Raw genomic sequence first — 17833 nt, 5'->3', positions numbered from 1 at the left:
ATTTAAAGGAGAAGGATATATTGAACCTTTCGGAGTTTGACTTTGATTTGCCAGAAACGTTGATTGCCCAACATCCGGTGGAGCCTAGAGATGCTTCACGTTTAATGGTAGTCAAGCGTGATGGAGGAGTGATAGAACATCATACGTTCCGGGAGCTGGTGTCCTTTCTAAAAACGGGCGATGTGCTTGTGCTTAATAACACTCGCGTCATTCCCGCCCGTTTGATAGGAGAAAAAGAAGGTACTGAGGCCAAGATTGAGGTCCTACTTTTAAGAAGACTTGAACTTGATGTTTGGGAGGCTTTAGTGAAGCCTGGAAAACGTCTTAAGGTGGGGCAGAAAGTGTCCTTTGGTCAAGGAATTCTGACAGGTGTTCTTCAAGATATTCTAGAGAATGGAAACCGCAGGATCCATTTTTCCTATTCTGGTCTTTTTGAAACAATACTCGACCAGCTGGGCCAGATGCCTCTGCCACCGTATATTACAGCTCAGTTGGAGGATCAAGAACGTTACCAGACAGTGTATGCTAAAGAGCGGGGTTCAGTAGCTGCGCCGACAGCGGGGCTACATTTCACGCCGGAACTTTTAGGCGAACTGCAAAAAATGGGTGTCCAACTTGTGGAGATCCTACTTCACGTGGGCTTAGGAACGTTCCGTCCGGTTAAAGTGGACGATATCCGTGAACATGCCATGCATTCAGAGTATTATCGTGTGGACGTGGAAGCTGCCGAGCGAATTAATCAAGCAAAACAAGAAGGCCGCCGAGTCATCGCTGTAGGGACAACAGCAGCCCGAACCTTAGAATCCGCGGTTGATCAAGGGCAGGTTGTTCCTGGAGATGGGTGGACGGATATCTTTATCTACCCGGGTTATTCCTTTAAAGTTGTAGATGCTCTCCTGACAAACTTCCACTTCCCAAAGTCAACCTTAGTCATGTTGGTAAGTGCTTTGGCAGGGCGCGAACTTATTTTACAAGCCTATGAGGTTGCCGTAAGGGAGAGGTATCGGTTCTATAGCTTTGGAGATGCCATGCTCATTCTTTGAGCTGCTCGATAAAAAGAAGGAAGTGAAGGGTTTGAACGCAGTTCATTTGGAAATAATTAAGGAAGATTCTCGGACAAAAGCACGTTTAGGAAAGTTGCATACACCGCATGGTGTGATTGAGACACCTGTGTTCATGCCCGTTGGGACACAAGCGACTGTTAAAACAATTACGCCAGAGGAGATCAAAGAGATTGGGGCCGGGATCATCTTAAGTAACACATACCATCTTTTCTTAAGACCAGGGCAGGAGTTAATTCGCGAAGCAGGTGGGCTGCATCGTTTTATGAACTGGGACGGAGCAATCTTGACGGACAGTGGTGGATTTCAAGTGTTTAGCTTAGGAGATCTGCGGAAGATTAAAGAGAGCGGCGTAGAATTCAGATCTCATATCGACGGTTCACTCCAATTTTTAAGCCCGGAAATTGCGACTCAGGTCCAGATGGCTCTGGGATCCGATATTGTGATGGCCTTTGATGAGTGTGCACCGTATCCTTGTACCCACGAGTACGCTAAAGATTCTTTAGAACGGACTACGCGTTGGCTCAAACGATGTAAGGAGACTTTGACCACGACGGACACCCAAGCCTTGTTTGGAATTGTGCAGGGAGGTATGTATGAAGACCTGCGCCGTCAAAGTGCTGCCGAGGTTACAGAACTAGATTTACCAGGTTATGCTGTCGGTGGGTTAAGCGTTGGAGAACCGAAAGAAATGATGTTTGAAGTCTTAGATTATACTGTACCCTTGCTCCCCAGAGAAAAACCCCGTTATCTTATGGGAGTAGGTTCACCAGACGCTCTCATTGAAGGGGTAATGCGAGGAATTGATATGTTTGACTGCGTGCTTCCGACACGGATTGCTCGCAATGGGACAGCGATGACCCGTTATGGCAAGGTGACGGTTCGCAATGCTGGGTCTGCACATGATTTTGGTCCGATTGATGCAACCTGCGATTGCTATACGTGTCGCAATTATTCGCGGGCGTATATCCGGCATTTGATCAAAGCTGACGAGATTTTAGGTCTTCGTTTGATGACTATCCATAACTTGCGTTATCTCCAGAACTTAATGCGAGAAATCCGAGAGGCAATCAAAGAAAATCGTTTGCCAGAGTACCGTAAAAAGTGTTTTGAAGATTACGGGTACATGTAACAGAGGTCGGGAGTCAGATGCCAGAGGCCAGATATAAGAGTTTCTTCAGCAGAAAAGTAAGTGGCCTAGAAGGATTTTTGCCATAATGTGAGGAATAGTTTAGGTATAAAAAAAGGGGGATTTAATTATGAATCAAACGACAATGTCCATGGTCCTATATTTTGCGGTTTTTTTTGGTATTATGTATTTTCTCATGATCCGGCCGCAACAGAAGCAAGCAAAACAACGGAAGGCTTTGCTCAGCAGTCTTCGTGCCAAGGATCGGGTAATCACTGCCGGCGGAATCTATGGTAAAATCACAAAAGTGAAAGATAACTCTGTTATGTTACTAATTGCTGATAAAGTCGAGATTGAAGTGGCTAAGTCAGGAATTGTCAGCGTGGAAAATCGTGATGTTGTCGTCGAAAAGGATAAGAAGAATGATAAAGTAAAACTCGATAAAGATGAAAATGAAGTCTCAGCAGAGTCTTAACCTAAAGCTTAGAATCCCCAAAAACTTTAGTGATATCTTTCAAAGATTCAGTAGGTAGCTACATAGGTGACAAGGAGGATAATTCTTCTTAAAAGCAAGTGGTACAGTCCACTTGCTTTTAAGATTATCTTACCGTGAGAAGGAAAAAGAGCTGGGGGTGATCGCCTGTGCCCTTGTATAAAGATCCAATTTCTGAAGATCAGGCCTATGATCAGCATGTGCGAGCTGAATTGAACCGCTGGGTAAGAAGATTATTGCGACGACCGGGATTAATAGAACGAGCTTCGAAAGCGATGCAAAATAAATTCAATGATACGATAGTTCCTAAGAGAGTTCATACAGTGCTCACAGTAGCTGTCAAAGGGTTAATTAAAGCTGTCGTTATCGGACTTGATTTTATTCCTAAAAGTCCACCGCTTGATGAGGTTTCTCTACAAAAGCGTGATCAGTTGGCCGAGAGAGCCCTTGCAAAATATAAGAAGATTGCTGCTGCAGAGGGAGCAGGGACAGGCCTAGGCGGTTTTACACTGGGCGTAGCCGATTTTCCGGCGCTCATTGTAATTAAAATGAAATTTCTCTTTGAATTGGCGCATATTTATGGATTTTCTACTAAAGATTATCGAGAGCGTTTGTTTTTGCTCTATGTGTTTCAGTTAGCCTTTTCTAGTCAAGAGAAACGGCCTGAATTATTTAAGGTTATCCTAAACTGGGAAGAGAACATTGGCAGTTGGTCAGTTGAGGAAAGGTATGAACAACAGATTGATTGGGACCAGTTTCAACGAGAGTACCGAGATGCCATTGATTTTCGAAAAACACTTCAACTTATACCAGGTTTAGGAGCCATTATTGGCGCATGGGCGAATTACGGGCTGGTGGATGACTTAGGGACCGTTGGAATGAATTGCTTTCGGTTACGAATTGCAGGAGGAGTTTATCTTGAAAACGATCACCCTAAACGCTATTAAAACAGATCCTTATGTTCAGGCACTCATTGAAGCAGGGAATCGTCATTTGGCAGCAATCGGTTATACAGAGCATGGATTTCGGCATGTGGGTCTGGTAGCCCATATCGCTTCAAATATCTTAGAAAAAATGGGCCATCCCGTAAAGGAGTGTGAGTTGGCCTCGATTGCAGGTTATCTACATGACATTGGAAATGCCGTTAATCGTATTTCTCATGCTCAGACAGGAGCGATTCTTGCTGCAGGAATTTTAGAACGGCTAGGTATGTTTCCGGAGGATATTGCCAGCGTTATTGGCGCTATCGGGAATCATGACGAGCTTGATGGTAATCCGGTCAATAACATTTCGGCGGCCTTGATCTTGGCTGACAAATCTGACGTTCATCGCTCACGAGTCCGTAATTCTGATCTAGCAACGTTTGATATTCATGACCGGGTCAATTATGCGGTCAAACGTTCCTTTCTTAGAGTCTATCCTAAAGAACGGGTTGCTTTGGAGCTCACGATTGACACTGAGATCTGCCCAGTTATGGAGTACTTCGAGATCTTTCTAGCGCGCATGCTGCTATGCCGAAAGGCGGCGGAATTCTTGCAGACTAAATTTGAACTGAAGATAAATGACGTTAAATTACTCTGATAGATGGTTAGATTGACATTATAATCCTGAAAGTTTTATAATGAGGATTGGCATGGGCAAGTCCCAGCATAATAAAAGGGAGGAAAGCAGATGAGACGGGCAAACATCATCAAACTTGTGACGCTTGTGCTACTTGTGGCGGCAGCCGTAGCACTATCGATTAAACCCCTTGTGGATCCCGTGAAAGGTATCCCGTTGGGCCTTGACTTACGCGGTGGAGTACACTTAGTGTTACAAGCCGAGCCTAATAAAAACGGCACTCCGATCACGACTGATGACATGGACAAAGCTAAAGCGATTATCTCGAAGCGGGTCAATGATCTGGGGGTATCGGAACCTATAGTTCAGGCTGACTATGATAAGAAACGAATGGTTATTGATTTAGCGGGGGTAACGGATCCTGATAAAGCTGTGGATATCCTGAAAACTACCGCAAAGTTAACGTTTAGAGACCCCCAAGGAACAGTTGTGTTACAAGGGGATGAACTAAAAGACGCCAAGGGCGGGCAAGGCCAGGACCAAGGCTACGTTGTTAATTTAACCTTTTCATCTGACGGGGCCAAGAAGTTTGGTGATTTGACGACTAAATATATCGGTCAAAGAATTGGTATCTATCTAGATGATAAACTTTTGACGAATCCAACGGTTAACACACCCATTCTCAACGGACAAGCTGAGATCACGGGGTATGCAACTTTAGAAGAAGCAGCCAATAGTGCTGTCCTCATGCGTTCTGGTTCCTTACCTGTGAGCATGACGATCGCTGAAAAGCGTCAGGTGGGAGCATCGTTGGGGATTGACTCCTTACATAAAAGCATTAAGGCTGGACTTTACGGTCTAATCTTTATCTTTCTTTTTATGCTGGTTTTCTATCGATTACCCGGTGTTGTGGCAGATTTTTCGCTGATCGTCTATGGCTTAATTGTTCTTTGGATTTTCTGGATGTTCCGAGTTGTCCTAACCCTTCCAGGCATCGCTGGTTTCATCCTCTCTATTGGGATGGCTGTGGACTTTAATATAATTATCTACGAGCGGGTTAAAGAAGAAGTTCGAGCAGGAAAATCCCTGAGGGCTGGTGTGGAAGCTGGATTTAGCAGGGCTTTCATTACAGTTATTGATGCTCATGTGACGACGTTTATTGCCGCAATGACTCTCTATTACTTTGGAAGTGGTTCCATCAGAGGATTTGCGCTGACCTTAGGTGTTGGAATCATTGCCAGCTTGTTTACCGCGATTACGTTTACGCGACTTGTGTTACGTCTAATTGTGGGAACGAGTTCAAAAATAAAGACAACCTGGTTTGGTGTAAGGAGGGAGGTATAATGGAAAAAGGACATCCAGCCACTTATGAAGAAGTGCAAAAAATACATCCGCTCTATTTTAATATTGTGAAGAAACGGTATTGGTGGTTTGCCATTTCCTTATTGGTTATTGTTCCAGGCATTATTTCGCTCTTTATGCAGGGGTTGAATTTAGGGATTGATTTCAAAGGCGGCACGATGCTTGATGTCACGTTCCAAAAGGCAGTGACCCAGACTGCGATTACGGATACTATGAAATCGGTTGGACTTGATGGCCCGGTGCAATTGTCCAATGGGAATACTAATGCTTTGATCCGAACAGAGGCACTTGAAGAAACAAAACGAAATGAATTGTTAACGGCTTTGCAAACCAAGGTCGGAGAGTATGATAAAACGACTCTCAAAGAGGATAAAGTAGGCCCGGCGATGGGACAAGAACTTACGAGAAATGCCTTTTTGGCCTTAATCATTGCTATGGGTTTAATGATCGCCTATATTTCGTTTAGATTTCAGTTTGTCTTTGCTATTTCCGGGATTATTGCGTTATTACACGATGTCTTAGTCGTTGTCGGCCTTTTTTCAATCTTTCAGTGGCAGATAGACTCGTCGTTTGTGGCGGCAGTATTAACAATCTTCGGATACTCTATTAACGACACGGTGGTTATCTTTGACCGGATTCGTGAGAATGAGGCAAAGATGAGGCGTGGAGACAGTTATGAGGACATGGTGGATAAGTCTGTTTGGCAGACGATGCGCCGATCCGTTAATACCGTTGTTACGGTATTGATTGCCTTGTTCTCGGTCTATATATTAGGTGGAGAATCGACTAAGGTCTTCTCTTTGGCAATGTTACTTGGGGTATTCAGTGGAGCTTACTCATCGATTTTTAATGCTAGTCAAATCCTAGTGGAAATCAAAAAGCACATGAAAAACCCTCGTAGAGGTGGAAAAACGGTTCGTGCTTAAGGTCCAAATATTAGCTTTGGTTTATTTAGAGAGATCTCGAGATTTATTCTTGGGGTCTCTATTTTTTAGCCCTCTCTGTTTACTCAGAGAGGGCTTTGTGTGAAACCACTTAATTTAATTATCTGTGCAGCAAAATTATTAAGCAAAAAATATTTCTAAATATTAACATTTTTACCATTTTTACATATCTTACAGTGAGCCCAACAAATTACAATATTTTGGAAATGGGAGGTTGTTTTATATGGCATATGGCGTAGGTGCTGTTGACGGTGTTGACGGAGCTGGATGCGGATGTGGACCGAACTTTTTACCAGGAATTGCAGTAGTGGTTGTGATTATACTTCTGTTAATCGCAATGGGAATAGTTTTTTAACTAAGGTTAATTGCATTCTTATGCTTAGAGATGTAAAGGAGGAAATAACATGTACGGATATGGAGTAGGGAATGTCGGTGGTTATGGAGCAGGTTGTTGCCCACCAGTATGTGCACCGGTTGCACCAGTCGGTGTGGGTTGTGGCGTAGGCGTTGGAATTATTGCCATCGCGATTCTGATCTTAATTGCTTTAGGAGTTATATTTTAAGCTGCGAAGAAGAGTTGAATAAAGGGAGGGCAAAACTATGTTTAGTGGAGCAGGAACCGGAGTTGGCGCAGGAATCGCAATTGTTGTCGTGATTATTCTTTTGCTCATCGCATTGGGAATCGTATTCTAAATTCTAAGACAGTGCAAAATCAGTTAGCCCTTAAAATTATATTATCTTAAAATTTTAAGTAGGAGGTTGTTTAGTATGGCATATGGCATGGGTGCTGTTGACGGAGCAGGGTGTGGATGTGGACCAAATTTTCTACCAGGAATTGCAGTGGTTGTTGTGATTATACTTCTGTTAATCGCAATGGGAATAGTTTTTTAACCAAGACCTTTCATGACGCAAGATTAAAAATCTAAAGGAGGGTATACCATGTACGGATACGGATATGGAGCTGGGAATGTTGGCGGCTATGGCGCAGCTTGTTGTGTACCTGCACCAGTTGCACCGGTTGGCGCTGGCTGCTGCGTAGGCGTTGGCATTATCGCTATCGCAATTCTGATCTTAATTGCATTAGGAGTTATATTCTAAGTTGCTACGAAATGTAGAATAGAGGGAGGTCAAAGCTATGTTTGGAGCAGGTGGAGCTGGAGTTGGCGCAGGAATTGCGATTGTCGTTGTGATTATTCTGTTGCTCATAGCCTTGGGCATCGTATTTTAAGGGATGCATTTAAAAGGAGTATTTGGAGGTGAGTTTATGTACGGATATGGTGCAGGATTTGGCGGAGGATGTGCTGGCGTCGGGGTTATTGCTATTGCAGTGTTGATTCTGATCGCCTTGGGAGTTATCTTCTAAATCACTTTTATAAATTCACTCGTTAGAGGATCCTTTGCCGGATCCTCTTTATGTGTCCGGACCCAAAGAAATGTAGACCTTACTCCGTAAATAGTCATTCTCTAGTAATATAGATAAGGGACGCTGGGATGAAAAATCCAGCGACCCTTGTATGCTATAATGACAAAATATCGACCAATATTCTAGAATTGAGATTAAGATTAAATGGAAGTTCAGAATAAAAAGATTTAACACTTAGTGCGTATTGGCTTACCACCACCAGCGGCGAAAACCCCATCCTGGGCCAAAACCCCACCAGGGACCGAATCCAAAACCACCCCACCAAGGGAAACCCCAACGACCCCACCACATAGAGAAAACCTCCTTTAATTATGATCCTTCGATTTTTAGTTTTAGAGCGTTCATTAACTGATATAGAGTATGAGCTTAATAGTCATATTGATACAGTTATGTAAATATAATCCAGTAATAAACTTAATATTTTTCCTTTGTAAGCGGACCATATAAATAAAAGGTCAAAGTGTCATCATCGAGGATACAACGGATGAGCAGAAAGTTACCCGAATCATTTATGAACTTGAAGTCCAGGTTGGGATAAGCCACTGTTGCATCCTGGCCTGGCGGGACGTAAGTGACTGCCAAACTATGGCGTGAACGTTCGCTAACACTTAGAGCAGCAAGCTGAACGGCATTATAAAGGGTGCTGGAAACTTGACATATGCCCCCACCTAGACCGGGTACGAATTCATTTCCTTCAATGATTACAGCCTTTTGATACCCTGCCTCGGTGGTTCTCGGTCCAACGATCTGGTTAAAAGAGAACTCCTGCTTTGGTTTTAACACTTTGCCATCAATGGCTTTGGCTGCGAGCTTGATATTTTCTGTTCGCCCTGTCTGGTTTGGGTTAAAGTGGGTAGCATATTTAGATAGGAGAGCTGTCATTTTCAAGCTCTCAAGTTCCCTTTTTGTGATGGTTGGTGAGATCTCGTTAAAAGGGATAGAGATCGACTCAGTCCGGTTAAGGGTAAACTTTTTTACACTCGCGCTGAGCGAAGCGATATCCACTGATCTACCGCTCTTTTCGGGAATTATTTCCAAGGTATTATCTGATTTAATCCTAAACCGGGCATCTTCGGCGGGAGTGTTCAAGGCCGAGAGGTATTTATTTAAAGCTTCCGCAAGTAATGGATCATTCCATTGATACTCTGGATTAAGTGTGATCCCCCTGCTCGCTTTGAATTTGCTGATTGCTTTCTCAAAGATGCTTCCCTTTCGGCCAATGAGATAGGCCTGTTGAAGTGCCGTATCGCAGGTGTAGTTTAGACCAAGTTCTTTTATGTTAATTGAAATGTTAGTCCCTGTCGTTGTGAAATGGACGGGCGAGTCAAGAATTTCCTTTCTCCTTTGCTCAAGTTTTGATTGGGCATCTTCAATATTGAGCTTCCCCAAGGGGATTTCTAATACGACACCATTGGCGATTTCCCCGCTGTCCTTAGTGTAAATAGCGAGGGCAATGGTAAGGCCTCCAAGTAGGATGATCACTACCCCTAAAGTAAGTATCAGTGCTTTATACCGTTTTAGCAGATTCGGGTTACTTGAATTTACTGCTAGGCTAGCGTCTTCTTCCACGCTAAAGTCTCCCTTCTAACTTAGTAACGTTTAACTATATGCGAGAAGGAGAGAATTTTTCGTACGGATTAGATTGGAAATTTTGGGCTATACTAGCAAAAGAGTACTGGCGGGGGAGAGAGGTCGATTGGGATTCGTTCAACTGGTTTTACTTGAAGGGGTGCTTCTTCTTTCCGCAGGTATGATTTTCTTTGGAGGAATTTGGGGAACCGTTGCGGCAACCGTTGCTTTAAGTGGGATCAATCTTTTTGTGCATGATCTTACTCAGTTTTGGAGCTGGGAAATACCTCTCTTGTTTTGGGGAATGGGAGGAATGATACTCCTACTTATAGTAGGACGAATTGCCAATAAGAGCCAAGTTGTGACCGGCTTGGTCGGAGGGCTGATCAGTTTGGTTCTCTTTGGCGCATTTATCACGCCAATTGTAGCTATTATCCTTTGGGCTTTGGTAATTGGAACTGGTATTATTCCTAAAACCAAAAAAAGTCAGGTGCTATGGAGCTTTGCGCCGACAATTTTGCGTTTAATATTAGGGCTCGTGTGGATTATCTACGGAAACATCTTAACGCTCTAGACGGAATAAAAACCTTGCTTTCAGGAGCAATATTTGGTATCTTATACATAAACTATCATTGTCAGGCTGGATAGCTGGGCCTCATTGAACTGAGGCAGCGGAGAGATCCGTGGGACTTCCTTTTAACGAGGAGTCCTATTTTTGTGTACATTAGACAAAGTTTCTATGGAAGGTGAAGGAGGGGTAAAATCGTGGATGAAAAGGCGAGAGTGGCTTCATTATCTGTCACATCCAATATTTTTTTGACGTTAATCAAAGTTGCGATTGGATTAGTCAGTGGTTCAGTTAGTATCTTGTCAGAGGGGATTCATTCCGGTATTGACCTGATAGCCGCTTTCATTGCATTTTTTGCGGTGAGGGAGTCGGGGAAACCTGCGGATTCTTGTCATGCCTATGGGCATGGAAAAATAGAAAATGTTTCGGGCACAATCGAAGCTGCCTTGATATTCGTTGCTGCCATTATGATTATTGTTGAAGCGATTCAGAAGATCCAGAAGATCTTTGATGGTGAAGGAGCTTACGTCGGAGATTTAGGCTTGGGCTTAATCGTTATGGGGTTTTCGGCGATCATGAACTTGATTGTCTCGACCCGTCTAATGAAGGTCGCGAAAAAAACCGACTCTGTAGCACTTAAGGCAGATGCCTTACATTTACGGACAGACGTTTATACATCAGCGGGAGTTTTTATTGGTCTTCTTTTGATCCAAATTACTGGTTGGGCCATCTTAGACCCGATCATTGCACTCTGTGTCGCTTTAATGATCATCAAGGCTTCGTTTGACCTAACGAAGCAAGCATTTGCGCCATTGGTTGATGTTAGTTTACCCGAGGAGGAACTTGAAATTATTGCCAGAATCCTACTGCTCCATGAGGCTGAATTTGTCGAATTCCATAAACTTCGGACTCGGAAGGCTGGAGCGGAGAGGCATGTTGATTTACATCTAGTTGTTGCGAAATACACTCCTGTCCTTGATGTTCATGAACTATGTGACATGATCGAGCAGGAAATTGAAGAGGAACTGCAGGGGACTCATGTTTTGATTCATGCGGAACCCTGCAGCAACCGCGATGTTGAATGTCCCGTTGAGGCAGGGCTAGCTTCTTCCTGTCAGCGCTGTCGAGTACAGAAGTCAGAATTCAGAAGCCAGAGGTCAGATGACAAGTAAGATATCGAATATCGAGTAAGGGTTGCTGCTGTTTTCACTCTGCCTTATAATGAAAGTCTGGGGGAATATAAGTGAAACGAATATGGTCAATGCAACAACCTTTCGGACAAACATCAGAAACTCTCCGCGAAACCTTGGGAATTTCTCCGGTCGTCGCGGATATTTTGGCTCAAAGAGGTTTCCGCCAGCCTGAAGAGGCTATCGAGTTTTTGCGTCCTACTCTTTTGAACCTGTGCTCACCGTTTTGTTTTCGCGATATGTTTCGAGTTATCGATCGCTTGTCTTTAGCCCTGGAACAAAAAGAAAAGGTACTAGTCTATGGAGATTACGATGTAGACGGAGTGACAAGTACCGCTCTATTATACAAAGTTCTGACTGATCTGGGTTTTCAAGCAGTAACCTATATTCCTCATCGTCAAGATGAAGGATATGGATTACATTCCGAAGCTATTGAACGTGCTGCTAAGGCGGGTGTGAAGGTTCTTATTACAGTCGATTGCGGGGTTACCTCAGTTTCTGAGGTAGGATTTGCCCGAACACTCGGGATCGATGTGATCATTACAGATCACCATGAAGCGCCTGAAATATTACCTGAAGCTTTTGCCATATTAAATCCTAAGATCCGAGATTCGGGCTATCCGTTTCGTGATTTAGCGGGAGTAGGCGTGGCGTTCAAGTTAGCCCAGGCCTTATTACAATCGCTAGGAAATAGTGAAGTAGGTATCCATTCTGAAATCGAGTTATTGGATTTGGTAGCCTTGGGGACGATTGCAGATTTAGTTCCTCTGATTGGCGAAAATCGGATTTTTGTCCATCATGGGCTCTATCAGATGAAGGAGACCCATCACCCTGGACTAAGTGCTCTTTTGGAGGAGTGCGGGCTAAAGCACAAACCTCTCAAAGCGGGTCAAATCGGTTTTCTGGTCGCGCCACGGATTAACGCAGTTGGACGTATGGACAGTGCTCGAGTAGGCCTGGAGCTTCTCCTGACGGAGGACTCTGAGCGAGCGAGTGAACTGGCCCGTCTCTTAACTAAGGAAAACCTGTCGCGTCAGGAAACAGAGAAAGAGATTCTGGCTGAAGCGATTTCTTTAGTGGAGAGAGAACCTATACCGAAAGTTATTGTGCTTTCGTCAAACCATTGGCACCATGGGGTAATTGGGATTGTGGCGTCTCGCCTTGTAGAACGTTATTATCGTCCTGTCTTTATGATTGCCGAAGAAGGGGAAGAAGCAAAGGGTTCGGCCCGAGGAATTTCTGGTTATCCTGTCTTAGAGCAGCTAAGTACTCAAGCACATCTCTTAACCAAGTTTGGAGGGCATAAGGCGGCTGCAGGATTTTCTCTTCGGACAGAAGCTATTGAAAAGTTTAGAGTAGGGCTGAATGAACAAGCCTTGGTTTTTGAGGAAACTCTTTTTCTAGAAGAGTTAAAGATTGATCGTCACGTTTCTCTGGAAATGGTTACAGGACGTTTGCTCCACGAACTTGAACAGATGGCTCCGTTTGGTTTTGGAAACCCTGGGCCTATTCTGGCCTGTAAAGGGATTCCGGTTCACTCCGTCAACGTTGTCGGTAAAGAACGCAGTCATATCAAATTTCGTTTCGGATCTCGGGGAGAAAAGGAAGGAATTGCCTTTCGCCTAGGAGAACGTTTGCAAGAATTAAATAGTGAAGCTAGATTAGATGCCGCGTTCAGTTTAGATTGGAACACCTTTAGAGGGCCAGAAGACGTTCAATTAATGATCAAAGATATCCAAGTTGAAGCGGATTGGCGCGAACGCCCTATAACTGAAGGAGAAAAAAGCAGGGACGTTTATCAGGAGGTTGCGGCTACCTTGGATGAGCCGGAGCTGGAGTGGTTGGACTGGCGTAAATTACAGCCTGAAGAGTGGCCCTTACCTAGTAATAAAGGACGAATTTGGGTTTGGAATACGACTGGGTGCGAGCCATGCCTTCAGCGTTGGAGCGACTTTCTGGATAAGGAATGTCCCGAGGAGGAAAATCCTGGGGAAGGGCTAGCAACGTTGAATGTGATTCCGAATAAGATTCAGGATGAGGAAGAAAGCCTGGGTTTAATTCTTGGCCTCCCACTTACAGAAGAGGATTTGAGGGAGGGGCTCGAGAAACTGCGACAAATAGGCGTATACCGTATTGCATTTGCAGGATTTCATACTGTACATGAAGAAAGGGTTCGTCAGCGATGTGGGTCCTTAGCGCGTGAAGAGCTTATTCAGATATACAGGGATCTGTCAACCCAGGCTAAAAAGGGTAACCCTTTTCGTTTTGGGTCTGATTCGAAGATTACAGGTAACAGGCAAATTGCCCTTAAAATTTTTGAGGAATTGGGACTCATCCGTTGCCTTGGAGGAACGGATGAGTTCGCCTTAGAATGGATTCCTGCACAGAGTAAGTTAGATCTGGATACTTCTTTGCGCTATCGGAATGCGAAGGAGTGGCTGGGCAGGGCAATAAAATTTCAACGCAAACTATTAGAGGTACCGTTGGATAAAAATGGATTATAATGGAAAGAAGTATAGAGAAGGGCGGAACGATCAATGGACTTGAAAGATCATATTCGCGTGATTTCTGGTTTTCCCAAGGAAGGGATTTCGTACAAAGATATAACGACTTTGCTCAAAAATGGCGAGATCTATCGTGCAACTATAGATGCTCTGGTAGAAAAGATTAAACCCTGGCAGCCGGACGTGATCGTCGGTCCGGAAGCCCGTGGCTTTTTACTGGGTGCCCCGGTCGCCTATGCCTTGGGAATCGGTTTTGTTCCAGTTCGCAAACCGGGTAAGTTACCTGCTAAAACCATCAGTGAAACCTATGCTTTAGAATATGGTACAGATACATTAGAAGTCCATGCGGATGCCATTGGCCCTGGGGAACGGGTAGTTGTCGTTGATGACTTGTTGGCCACTGGCGGAACGATGCTAGCGACTGCTAATCTAATAAGAAAGATCGGAGCAGAAATGCTGGGGATTGGCTTTTTAATTGAATTGACATCCTTAAATGGAAGAGAAAAGCTGAACGATTACTCTGTTTTTTCTTTGGTTCAATATTAAGCATAAATCAAGCGTTATACTGCGTATGAGAGGAGTTCGGCAATGTCCTTCGCGGAGTTAAGGGTAAAACTGCAAAAGACATTCCCACAGGCAAGTTTAGCCATTGTGGACAAGGCCTATCAATTTGCTGAAGTGGCACATAGGAACCAACTACGCAACTCAGGGGAGGATTATATTCTACATCCTCTGGAAGTCGCGCAAATTTTGGTCGAACTGGAAATGGATGAGGCAACCATTGCGGCCGCTCTGCTTCATGATGTTGTGGAAGATACTGATTTCACCATTGTGGATATTGAGAAGGAATTTGGTTCAGAAATCGCTTTGCTTGTTGATGGAGTGACCAAGCTCGGACGGCTTGAGTACAAGAGTAAGATGGAGCAACAGGTGGAGAATTTGCGCAAGATGTTCTTAGCCATGGCCAAGGATATCCGTGTTATTCTTATTAAACTGGCTGATCGTCTCCACAACATGCGAACTTTGAAATATCATTCGGTCCAAAAACAAAAGGAGATCGCTCAGGAAACTCTGGAGATTTTCGCCCCTCTGGCTAACCGTCTCGGAATATTTCGAATTAAATGGGAGTTGGAAGATCTTTCATTTCGGTATCTTAAGCCTCAGGAGTACTACGATTTAGTTGAAGGTATTGCCCTGAAACGGCGAGAACGTGAAGCCTATATCAACGAAGTTATTGTGCAAATGCGTGAACGCTTGAATGAAGTAGAGATTTACGCAGAAATTGCTGGACGGCCCAAGCACTTTTACAGTATTTATCGTAAAATGACCACTCAGCACAAAGAACTGAGTGAAATTTATGACCTGATGGCGATTCGAGTGGTTGTTGAATCAGTTAATGATTGTTATGGAGCCTTAGGAATTATACACACGATGTGGAAGCCAATACCGGGGCGTTTTAAAGACTATATTGCTATGCCTAAACCCAATATGTATCAATCTCTCCATACTACGTTGATTGGAGTTCATGCAGAACCTTTTGAAATTCAAATCCGGACCTGTGATATGAACAGAACGTCGGAGTACGGTATTGCTGCGCATTGGAAGTACAAAGAAGGTGGCAACAAAGAAGGTGGTAACAAAGCAGCAGAAGTAAACTTCGATAAAAAACTTGCTTGGCTGCGTCAACTGCTGGAATGGCAACATGATTCCCGGGATGCCGGAGAATTTATGGAATCGTTAAAAATTGACTTATTTGCCGATACCGTCTTTGTGTTTACCCCTAAAGGGGATGTGGTTGAACTACCAGCAGGTTCCTGTCCAATTGACTTTGCTTATCGTGTCCATACAGATGTAGGGCACCGTTGTATTGGTGCCAAGATTAACGCCCGGATAGTTCCACTTGATACAAAACTGAACAACGGTGACATTCTTGAAATTCTTACCTCGAAGCAAGGCGGCGGGCCCAGCAGGGATTGGTTGTCCTTTGTCCAAACGTCACAAGCCAAGAACAGGATTCGGCAATGGTTTAAGAAAGAGCAGCGGGAGGATAACATCGCTCGTGGTCGTGAAAGTTTGGAACGGGAGGTCCGTAAGCTCGGACTCGACCCGGCAAGTGTCTTGAGATCGGAAAGCCTTTACGCCTTCGGCAAGAGTCAAAACTTCGCTGGTGTGGAGGACTTATATGCTGCCATAGGAGATGGCGTAATAACCTCAAATAAAGTCCTCATGCGCTTGCGTGAGGATCTAACGAAAGAAGAACGAGAGAAGGTGCAGCTTGCGGCCCTTCAACAGCAAGGGGAAGGGAAAACATCATCACCGAGCTCTTATGGCAAAGCCTCTCACGGGGTGCGAGTTAAAGGGGTTGATAACGTGTTGGTGCGTTTTGCCCAGTGTTGTAATCCGCTTCCGGGTGATGCTATTATTGGATATATTACCAGAGGGCGTGGAGTTTCTATTCATCGCGGGGACTGTAGTAATATCCTTAGTCACTTTCAAGAAGAGGGTGATCGGATCGTAGAGGTTATGTGGGCCGAACAGATGGATTCGACCTATCCTGTTGATATTCAAATCTATGGGAGGGATAAGCCGCGCTTGGTAACGGAGGTCATGAATACCGTCTTGGATACTCGTACACATATTTTGGGAATCAACGCCAAGGTAGGAAAAGATAGTATCGCCCATATTCAGCTGCGGATCGAAATACGGAACCTTGAACAACTTAAAATGGTGATGCATAAAATTCGTAGGGTCAAAGACATTACAGAGGTCAAGCGGATTTACTCAGGAGGAAAGTAAAATGCGCAGTGTGGTTCAACGCGTTAAAAGCGCATCGGTCAGCGTCAATGGAGCAAGAGTAGGGGAAATTTCTGCCGGGTTGTTGATCCTCTTAGGTGTCGGACAAGAAGACGGTGAGAGCGATATAAACTGGATGGTTGATAAACTCGTAGGCCTGCGGATTTTCGAAGATCAAGAAGGGAAAATGAACCGTTCCGTACAGGATGTGAGTGGAGAAATCCTTATGGTTTCCCAATTTACCCTCTATGGTGATTGTCGGAGTGGAAAACGCCCCAGTTTTACGACTGCTGCAGCGCCGGAACAGGCCAAGGCCTTGTATGAACGGACCGTGGAAAAGATTCGCAGCCATGGCTTGAAGGTGGAAACGGGGATTTTTCAAGCGCAGATGGATGTGGAGTTGATTAACGATGGACCGGTGACGTTACTAATAGACAGTGAGAAAAAGTTCTAGGAGGGAATGTAGAATGATTGAGGGGCGAGCTATGGGAGCCATGGGAGCGAATTGTTACCTGTACGCCTGTATGGAAAGTAAGCAAGCCGTGATCATTGATCCCGGAGCTGATGGAAAAAGGATTTACAACTGGGTGTTAGAAAAGGGACTTAAGGTAAACTATATTCTGCTTACCCACGGGCATGTGGATCACATCGGTGCTGTGGACGAACTTAGAGGCCTTTTAGGAGAGGTCTCAGTGGGGATTCATGCTGGTGATGAGGAAATGCTTACCGATGCAAAGAAAAACCTTTCTAGTTATCTGGGTTCGAATGTTGTACTGCAAAGTGCAGATTTCTTGCTTCAGGATGGACAAGAACTGTCCATTGGACAACAACGCTTAAAAGTGATCTCAACTCCTGGTCACTCTCCAGGGTGTGTATGTTTTCTAAGCGCCGAAGGGCTATTTAGCGGAGACACTCTTTTTGCTGGGTCGATAGGTCGGACAGATTTTCCGGGAGGATCGCTGGATCAATTGCTTAAAGGAGTGAAGGAAAAACTTCTGGTACTTCCCGAAAATACTAAGGTTTATCCGGGTCATGGTGAGGCGACGACTATCGCAGAGGAAAAAAGGGATAATCCCTTTTTGCTCTAAATGTTGGATTTGCGCGAGGAAAAGATGGTTTTGTTGACAAATGGTTTTTAGATTTGATAATATGTTAGGTAAATATTAATAAGTATGTAAAATATTCGCGATACCTTTTGGAAAATTCCGCGTTACTCTTTCTTCAGGGAGGGCTAGCA

The 17833-nt window shown here is 44.3% G+C and carries 19 protein-coding genes; 18 read left to right on the top strand and 1 reads right to left on the bottom strand.

Going from position 1 to position 17833, the window contains the following annotated elements:
- The first annotated feature begins 20 nt into the window (after positions 1-20).
- The 11 genes from queA to DOT_RS31010 all read left to right on the top strand — a co-directional run bounded on the left by queA (position 21) and on the right by DOT_RS31010 (position 7647).
- On the top strand, positions 21-1043 hold the full coding sequence (gene queA, locus DOT_RS07380) for a tRNA preQ1(34) S-adenosylmethionine ribosyltransferase-isomerase QueA (RefSeq protein WP_009616455.1): 1023 nt from the start codon (positions 21-23) through the stop codon (positions 1041-1043).
- A 31-nt stretch (positions 1044-1074) separates the two neighbouring features.
- Positions 1075-2193 (top strand): tRNA guanosine(34) transglycosylase Tgt, encoded by a 1119-nt coding sequence (gene tgt / locus DOT_RS07375; RefSeq protein ID WP_040411522.1) that lies wholly within the window; start codon positions 1075-1077, stop codon positions 2191-2193.
- 127 nt (positions 2194-2320) lie between these two features.
- Positions 2321-2665, top strand: a complete 345-nt coding sequence (yajC, locus tag DOT_RS07370; protein ID WP_009616450.1) for a preprotein translocase subunit YajC — start codon at positions 2321-2323, stop codon at positions 2663-2665.
- Positions 2666-2832: 167 nt separating this feature from the next.
- Positions 2833-3630, top strand: a complete 798-nt coding sequence (locus tag DOT_RS07365) for an EcsC family protein (protein WP_009616448.1) — start codon at positions 2833-2835, stop codon at positions 3628-3630.
- Positions 3602-4264 carry an HD domain-containing protein gene (locus tag DOT_RS07360; protein WP_009616446.1) on the top strand — a complete coding sequence of 221 codons (663 nt, stop codon included), beginning with the start codon at positions 3602-3604 and terminating at the stop codon, positions 4262-4264. The genes DOT_RS07365 and DOT_RS07360 overlap by 29 nt, the downstream gene beginning before the upstream one ends.
- 90 nt (positions 4265-4354) lie before the next feature.
- Positions 4355-5587, top strand: a complete 1233-nt coding sequence (gene secD / locus DOT_RS07355; RefSeq protein WP_009616444.1) for a protein translocase subunit SecD — start codon at positions 4355-4357, stop codon at positions 5585-5587.
- Entirely contained in the window at positions 5587-6531 is a 945-nt protein-coding gene (gene secF / locus DOT_RS07350) for a protein translocase subunit SecF (protein ID WP_009616443.1), read from the top strand. The genes secD and secF overlap by 1 nt, the downstream gene beginning before the upstream one ends.
- 241 nt (positions 6532-6772) lie before the next feature.
- Positions 6773-6904, top strand: coding sequence for a hypothetical protein (locus DOT_RS32300; RefSeq protein WP_009616440.1), 132 nt, complete (start codon positions 6773-6775; stop codon positions 6902-6904).
- Between the two features lie 49 nt (positions 6905-6953).
- Positions 6954-7112: a hypothetical protein gene (locus DOT_RS31015; protein WP_009616438.1), complete on the top strand. Its 159-nt coding sequence runs from the start codon at positions 6954-6956 to the stop codon at positions 7110-7112.
- A gap of 205 nt (positions 7113-7317) precedes the next feature.
- A complete protein-coding gene (locus tag DOT_RS32295) occupies positions 7318-7440 on the top strand; it encodes a hypothetical protein (RefSeq protein ID WP_009616436.1) in 123 nt (40 codons plus the stop codon).
- 48 nt (positions 7441-7488) lie between these two features.
- Positions 7489-7647 carry a hypothetical protein gene (locus tag DOT_RS31010; RefSeq protein WP_009616434.1) on the top strand — a complete coding sequence of 53 codons (159 nt, stop codon included), beginning with the start codon at positions 7489-7491 and terminating at the stop codon, positions 7645-7647.
- A gap of 739 nt (positions 7648-8386) precedes the next feature.
- On the opposite strand, the gene DOT_RS07320 is transcribed toward DOT_RS31010, so the two are convergent.
- Entirely contained in the window at positions 8387-9541 is a 1155-nt protein-coding gene (locus DOT_RS07320; protein ID WP_009616429.1) for a VanW family protein, read from the bottom strand.
- A 127-nt stretch (positions 9542-9668) separates the two neighbouring features.
- On the opposite strand from DOT_RS07320, the gene DOT_RS07315 reads away from it, so the two are divergent.
- From DOT_RS07315 to DOT_RS07285, 7 genes are all read left to right on the top strand, one after another.
- Complete coding sequence (locus DOT_RS07315; protein ID WP_009616427.1) at positions 9669-10115, top strand: hypothetical protein; 447 nt, start codon at positions 9669-9671, stop codon at positions 10113-10115.
- Between the two features lie 191 nt (positions 10116-10306).
- Positions 10307-11281 (top strand): cation diffusion facilitator family transporter, encoded by a 975-nt coding sequence (locus DOT_RS07310; RefSeq protein WP_009616426.1) that lies wholly within the window; start codon positions 10307-10309, stop codon positions 11279-11281.
- 71 nt (positions 11282-11352) lie between these two features.
- On the top strand, positions 11353-13803 hold the full coding sequence (recJ, locus tag DOT_RS07305; protein ID WP_009616425.1) for a single-stranded-DNA-specific exonuclease RecJ: 2451 nt from the start codon (positions 11353-11355) through the stop codon (positions 13801-13803).
- A gap of 33 nt (positions 13804-13836) precedes the next feature.
- The gene (locus DOT_RS07300) at positions 13837-14349 is read left to right on the top strand and encodes an adenine phosphoribosyltransferase (RefSeq protein ID WP_009616424.1); all 513 of its coding nucleotides are present in this window, start codon (positions 13837-13839) and stop codon (positions 14347-14349) included.
- A gap of 42 nt (positions 14350-14391) precedes the next feature.
- Entirely contained in the window at positions 14392-16599 is a 2208-nt protein-coding gene (locus tag DOT_RS07295) for a bifunctional (p)ppGpp synthetase/guanosine-3',5'-bis(diphosphate) 3'-pyrophosphohydrolase (RefSeq protein WP_009616423.1), read from the top strand.
- A gap of 1 nt (position 16600) precedes the next feature.
- Positions 16601-17050 (top strand): D-aminoacyl-tRNA deacylase, encoded by a 450-nt coding sequence (dtd, locus tag DOT_RS07290; protein WP_009616422.1) that lies wholly within the window; start codon positions 16601-16603, stop codon positions 17048-17050.
- A gap of 13 nt (positions 17051-17063) precedes the next feature.
- A complete protein-coding gene (locus DOT_RS07285) occupies positions 17064-17684 on the top strand; it encodes an MBL fold metallo-hydrolase (protein ID WP_009616416.1) in 621 nt (206 codons plus the stop codon).
- The last annotated feature ends 149 nt before the right edge of the window (positions 17685-17833 follow it).

The organism is Desulfosporosinus sp. OT, from assembly GCF_000224515.1.
Classification (GTDB): Bacteria; Bacillota; Desulfitobacteriia; order Desulfitobacteriales; family Desulfitobacteriaceae; genus Desulfosporosinus.
This window is presented reverse-complemented; position numbering and strand designations above follow the sequence as displayed.

Excerpts from the sequence above, each read along its gene's own strand:
- DOT_RS07295 (WP_009616423.1), top strand. The coding sequence starts at position 14,392 with ATGTCCTTCGCGGAGTTAAGGGTAAAACTGCAAAAGACATTCCCACAG.
- DOT_RS32300 (WP_009616440.1), top strand. The coding sequence starts at position 6,773 with ATGGCATATGGCGTAGGTGCTGTTGACGGTGTTGACGGAGCTGGATGC.
- DOT_RS31010 (WP_009616434.1), top strand. The coding sequence starts at position 7,489 with ATGTACGGATACGGATATGGAGCTGGGAATGTTGGCGGCTATGGCGCA.
- DOT_RS07285 (WP_009616416.1), top strand. The coding sequence starts at position 17,064 with ATGATTGAGGGGCGAGCTATGGGAGCCATGGGAGCGAATTGTTACCTG.
- yajC (WP_009616450.1), top strand. The coding sequence starts at position 2,321 with ATGAATCAAACGACAATGTCCATGGTCCTATATTTTGCGGTTTTTTTT.
- dtd (WP_009616422.1), top strand. The coding sequence starts at position 16,601 with ATGCGCAGTGTGGTTCAACGCGTTAAAAGCGCATCGGTCAGCGTCAAT.
- DOT_RS32295 (WP_009616436.1), top strand. The coding sequence starts at position 7,318 with ATGGCATATGGCATGGGTGCTGTTGACGGAGCAGGGTGTGGATGTGGA.
- DOT_RS07300 (WP_009616424.1), top strand. The coding sequence starts at position 13,837 with ATGGACTTGAAAGATCATATTCGCGTGATTTCTGGTTTTCCCAAGGAA.
- secD (WP_009616444.1), top strand. The coding sequence starts at position 4,355 with ATGAGACGGGCAAACATCATCAAACTTGTGACGCTTGTGCTACTTGTG.
- DOT_RS31015 (WP_009616438.1), top strand. The coding sequence starts at position 6,954 with ATGTACGGATATGGAGTAGGGAATGTCGGTGGTTATGGAGCAGGTTGT.
- secF (WP_009616443.1), top strand. The coding sequence starts at position 5,587 with ATGGAAAAAGGACATCCAGCCACTTATGAAGAAGTGCAAAAAATACAT.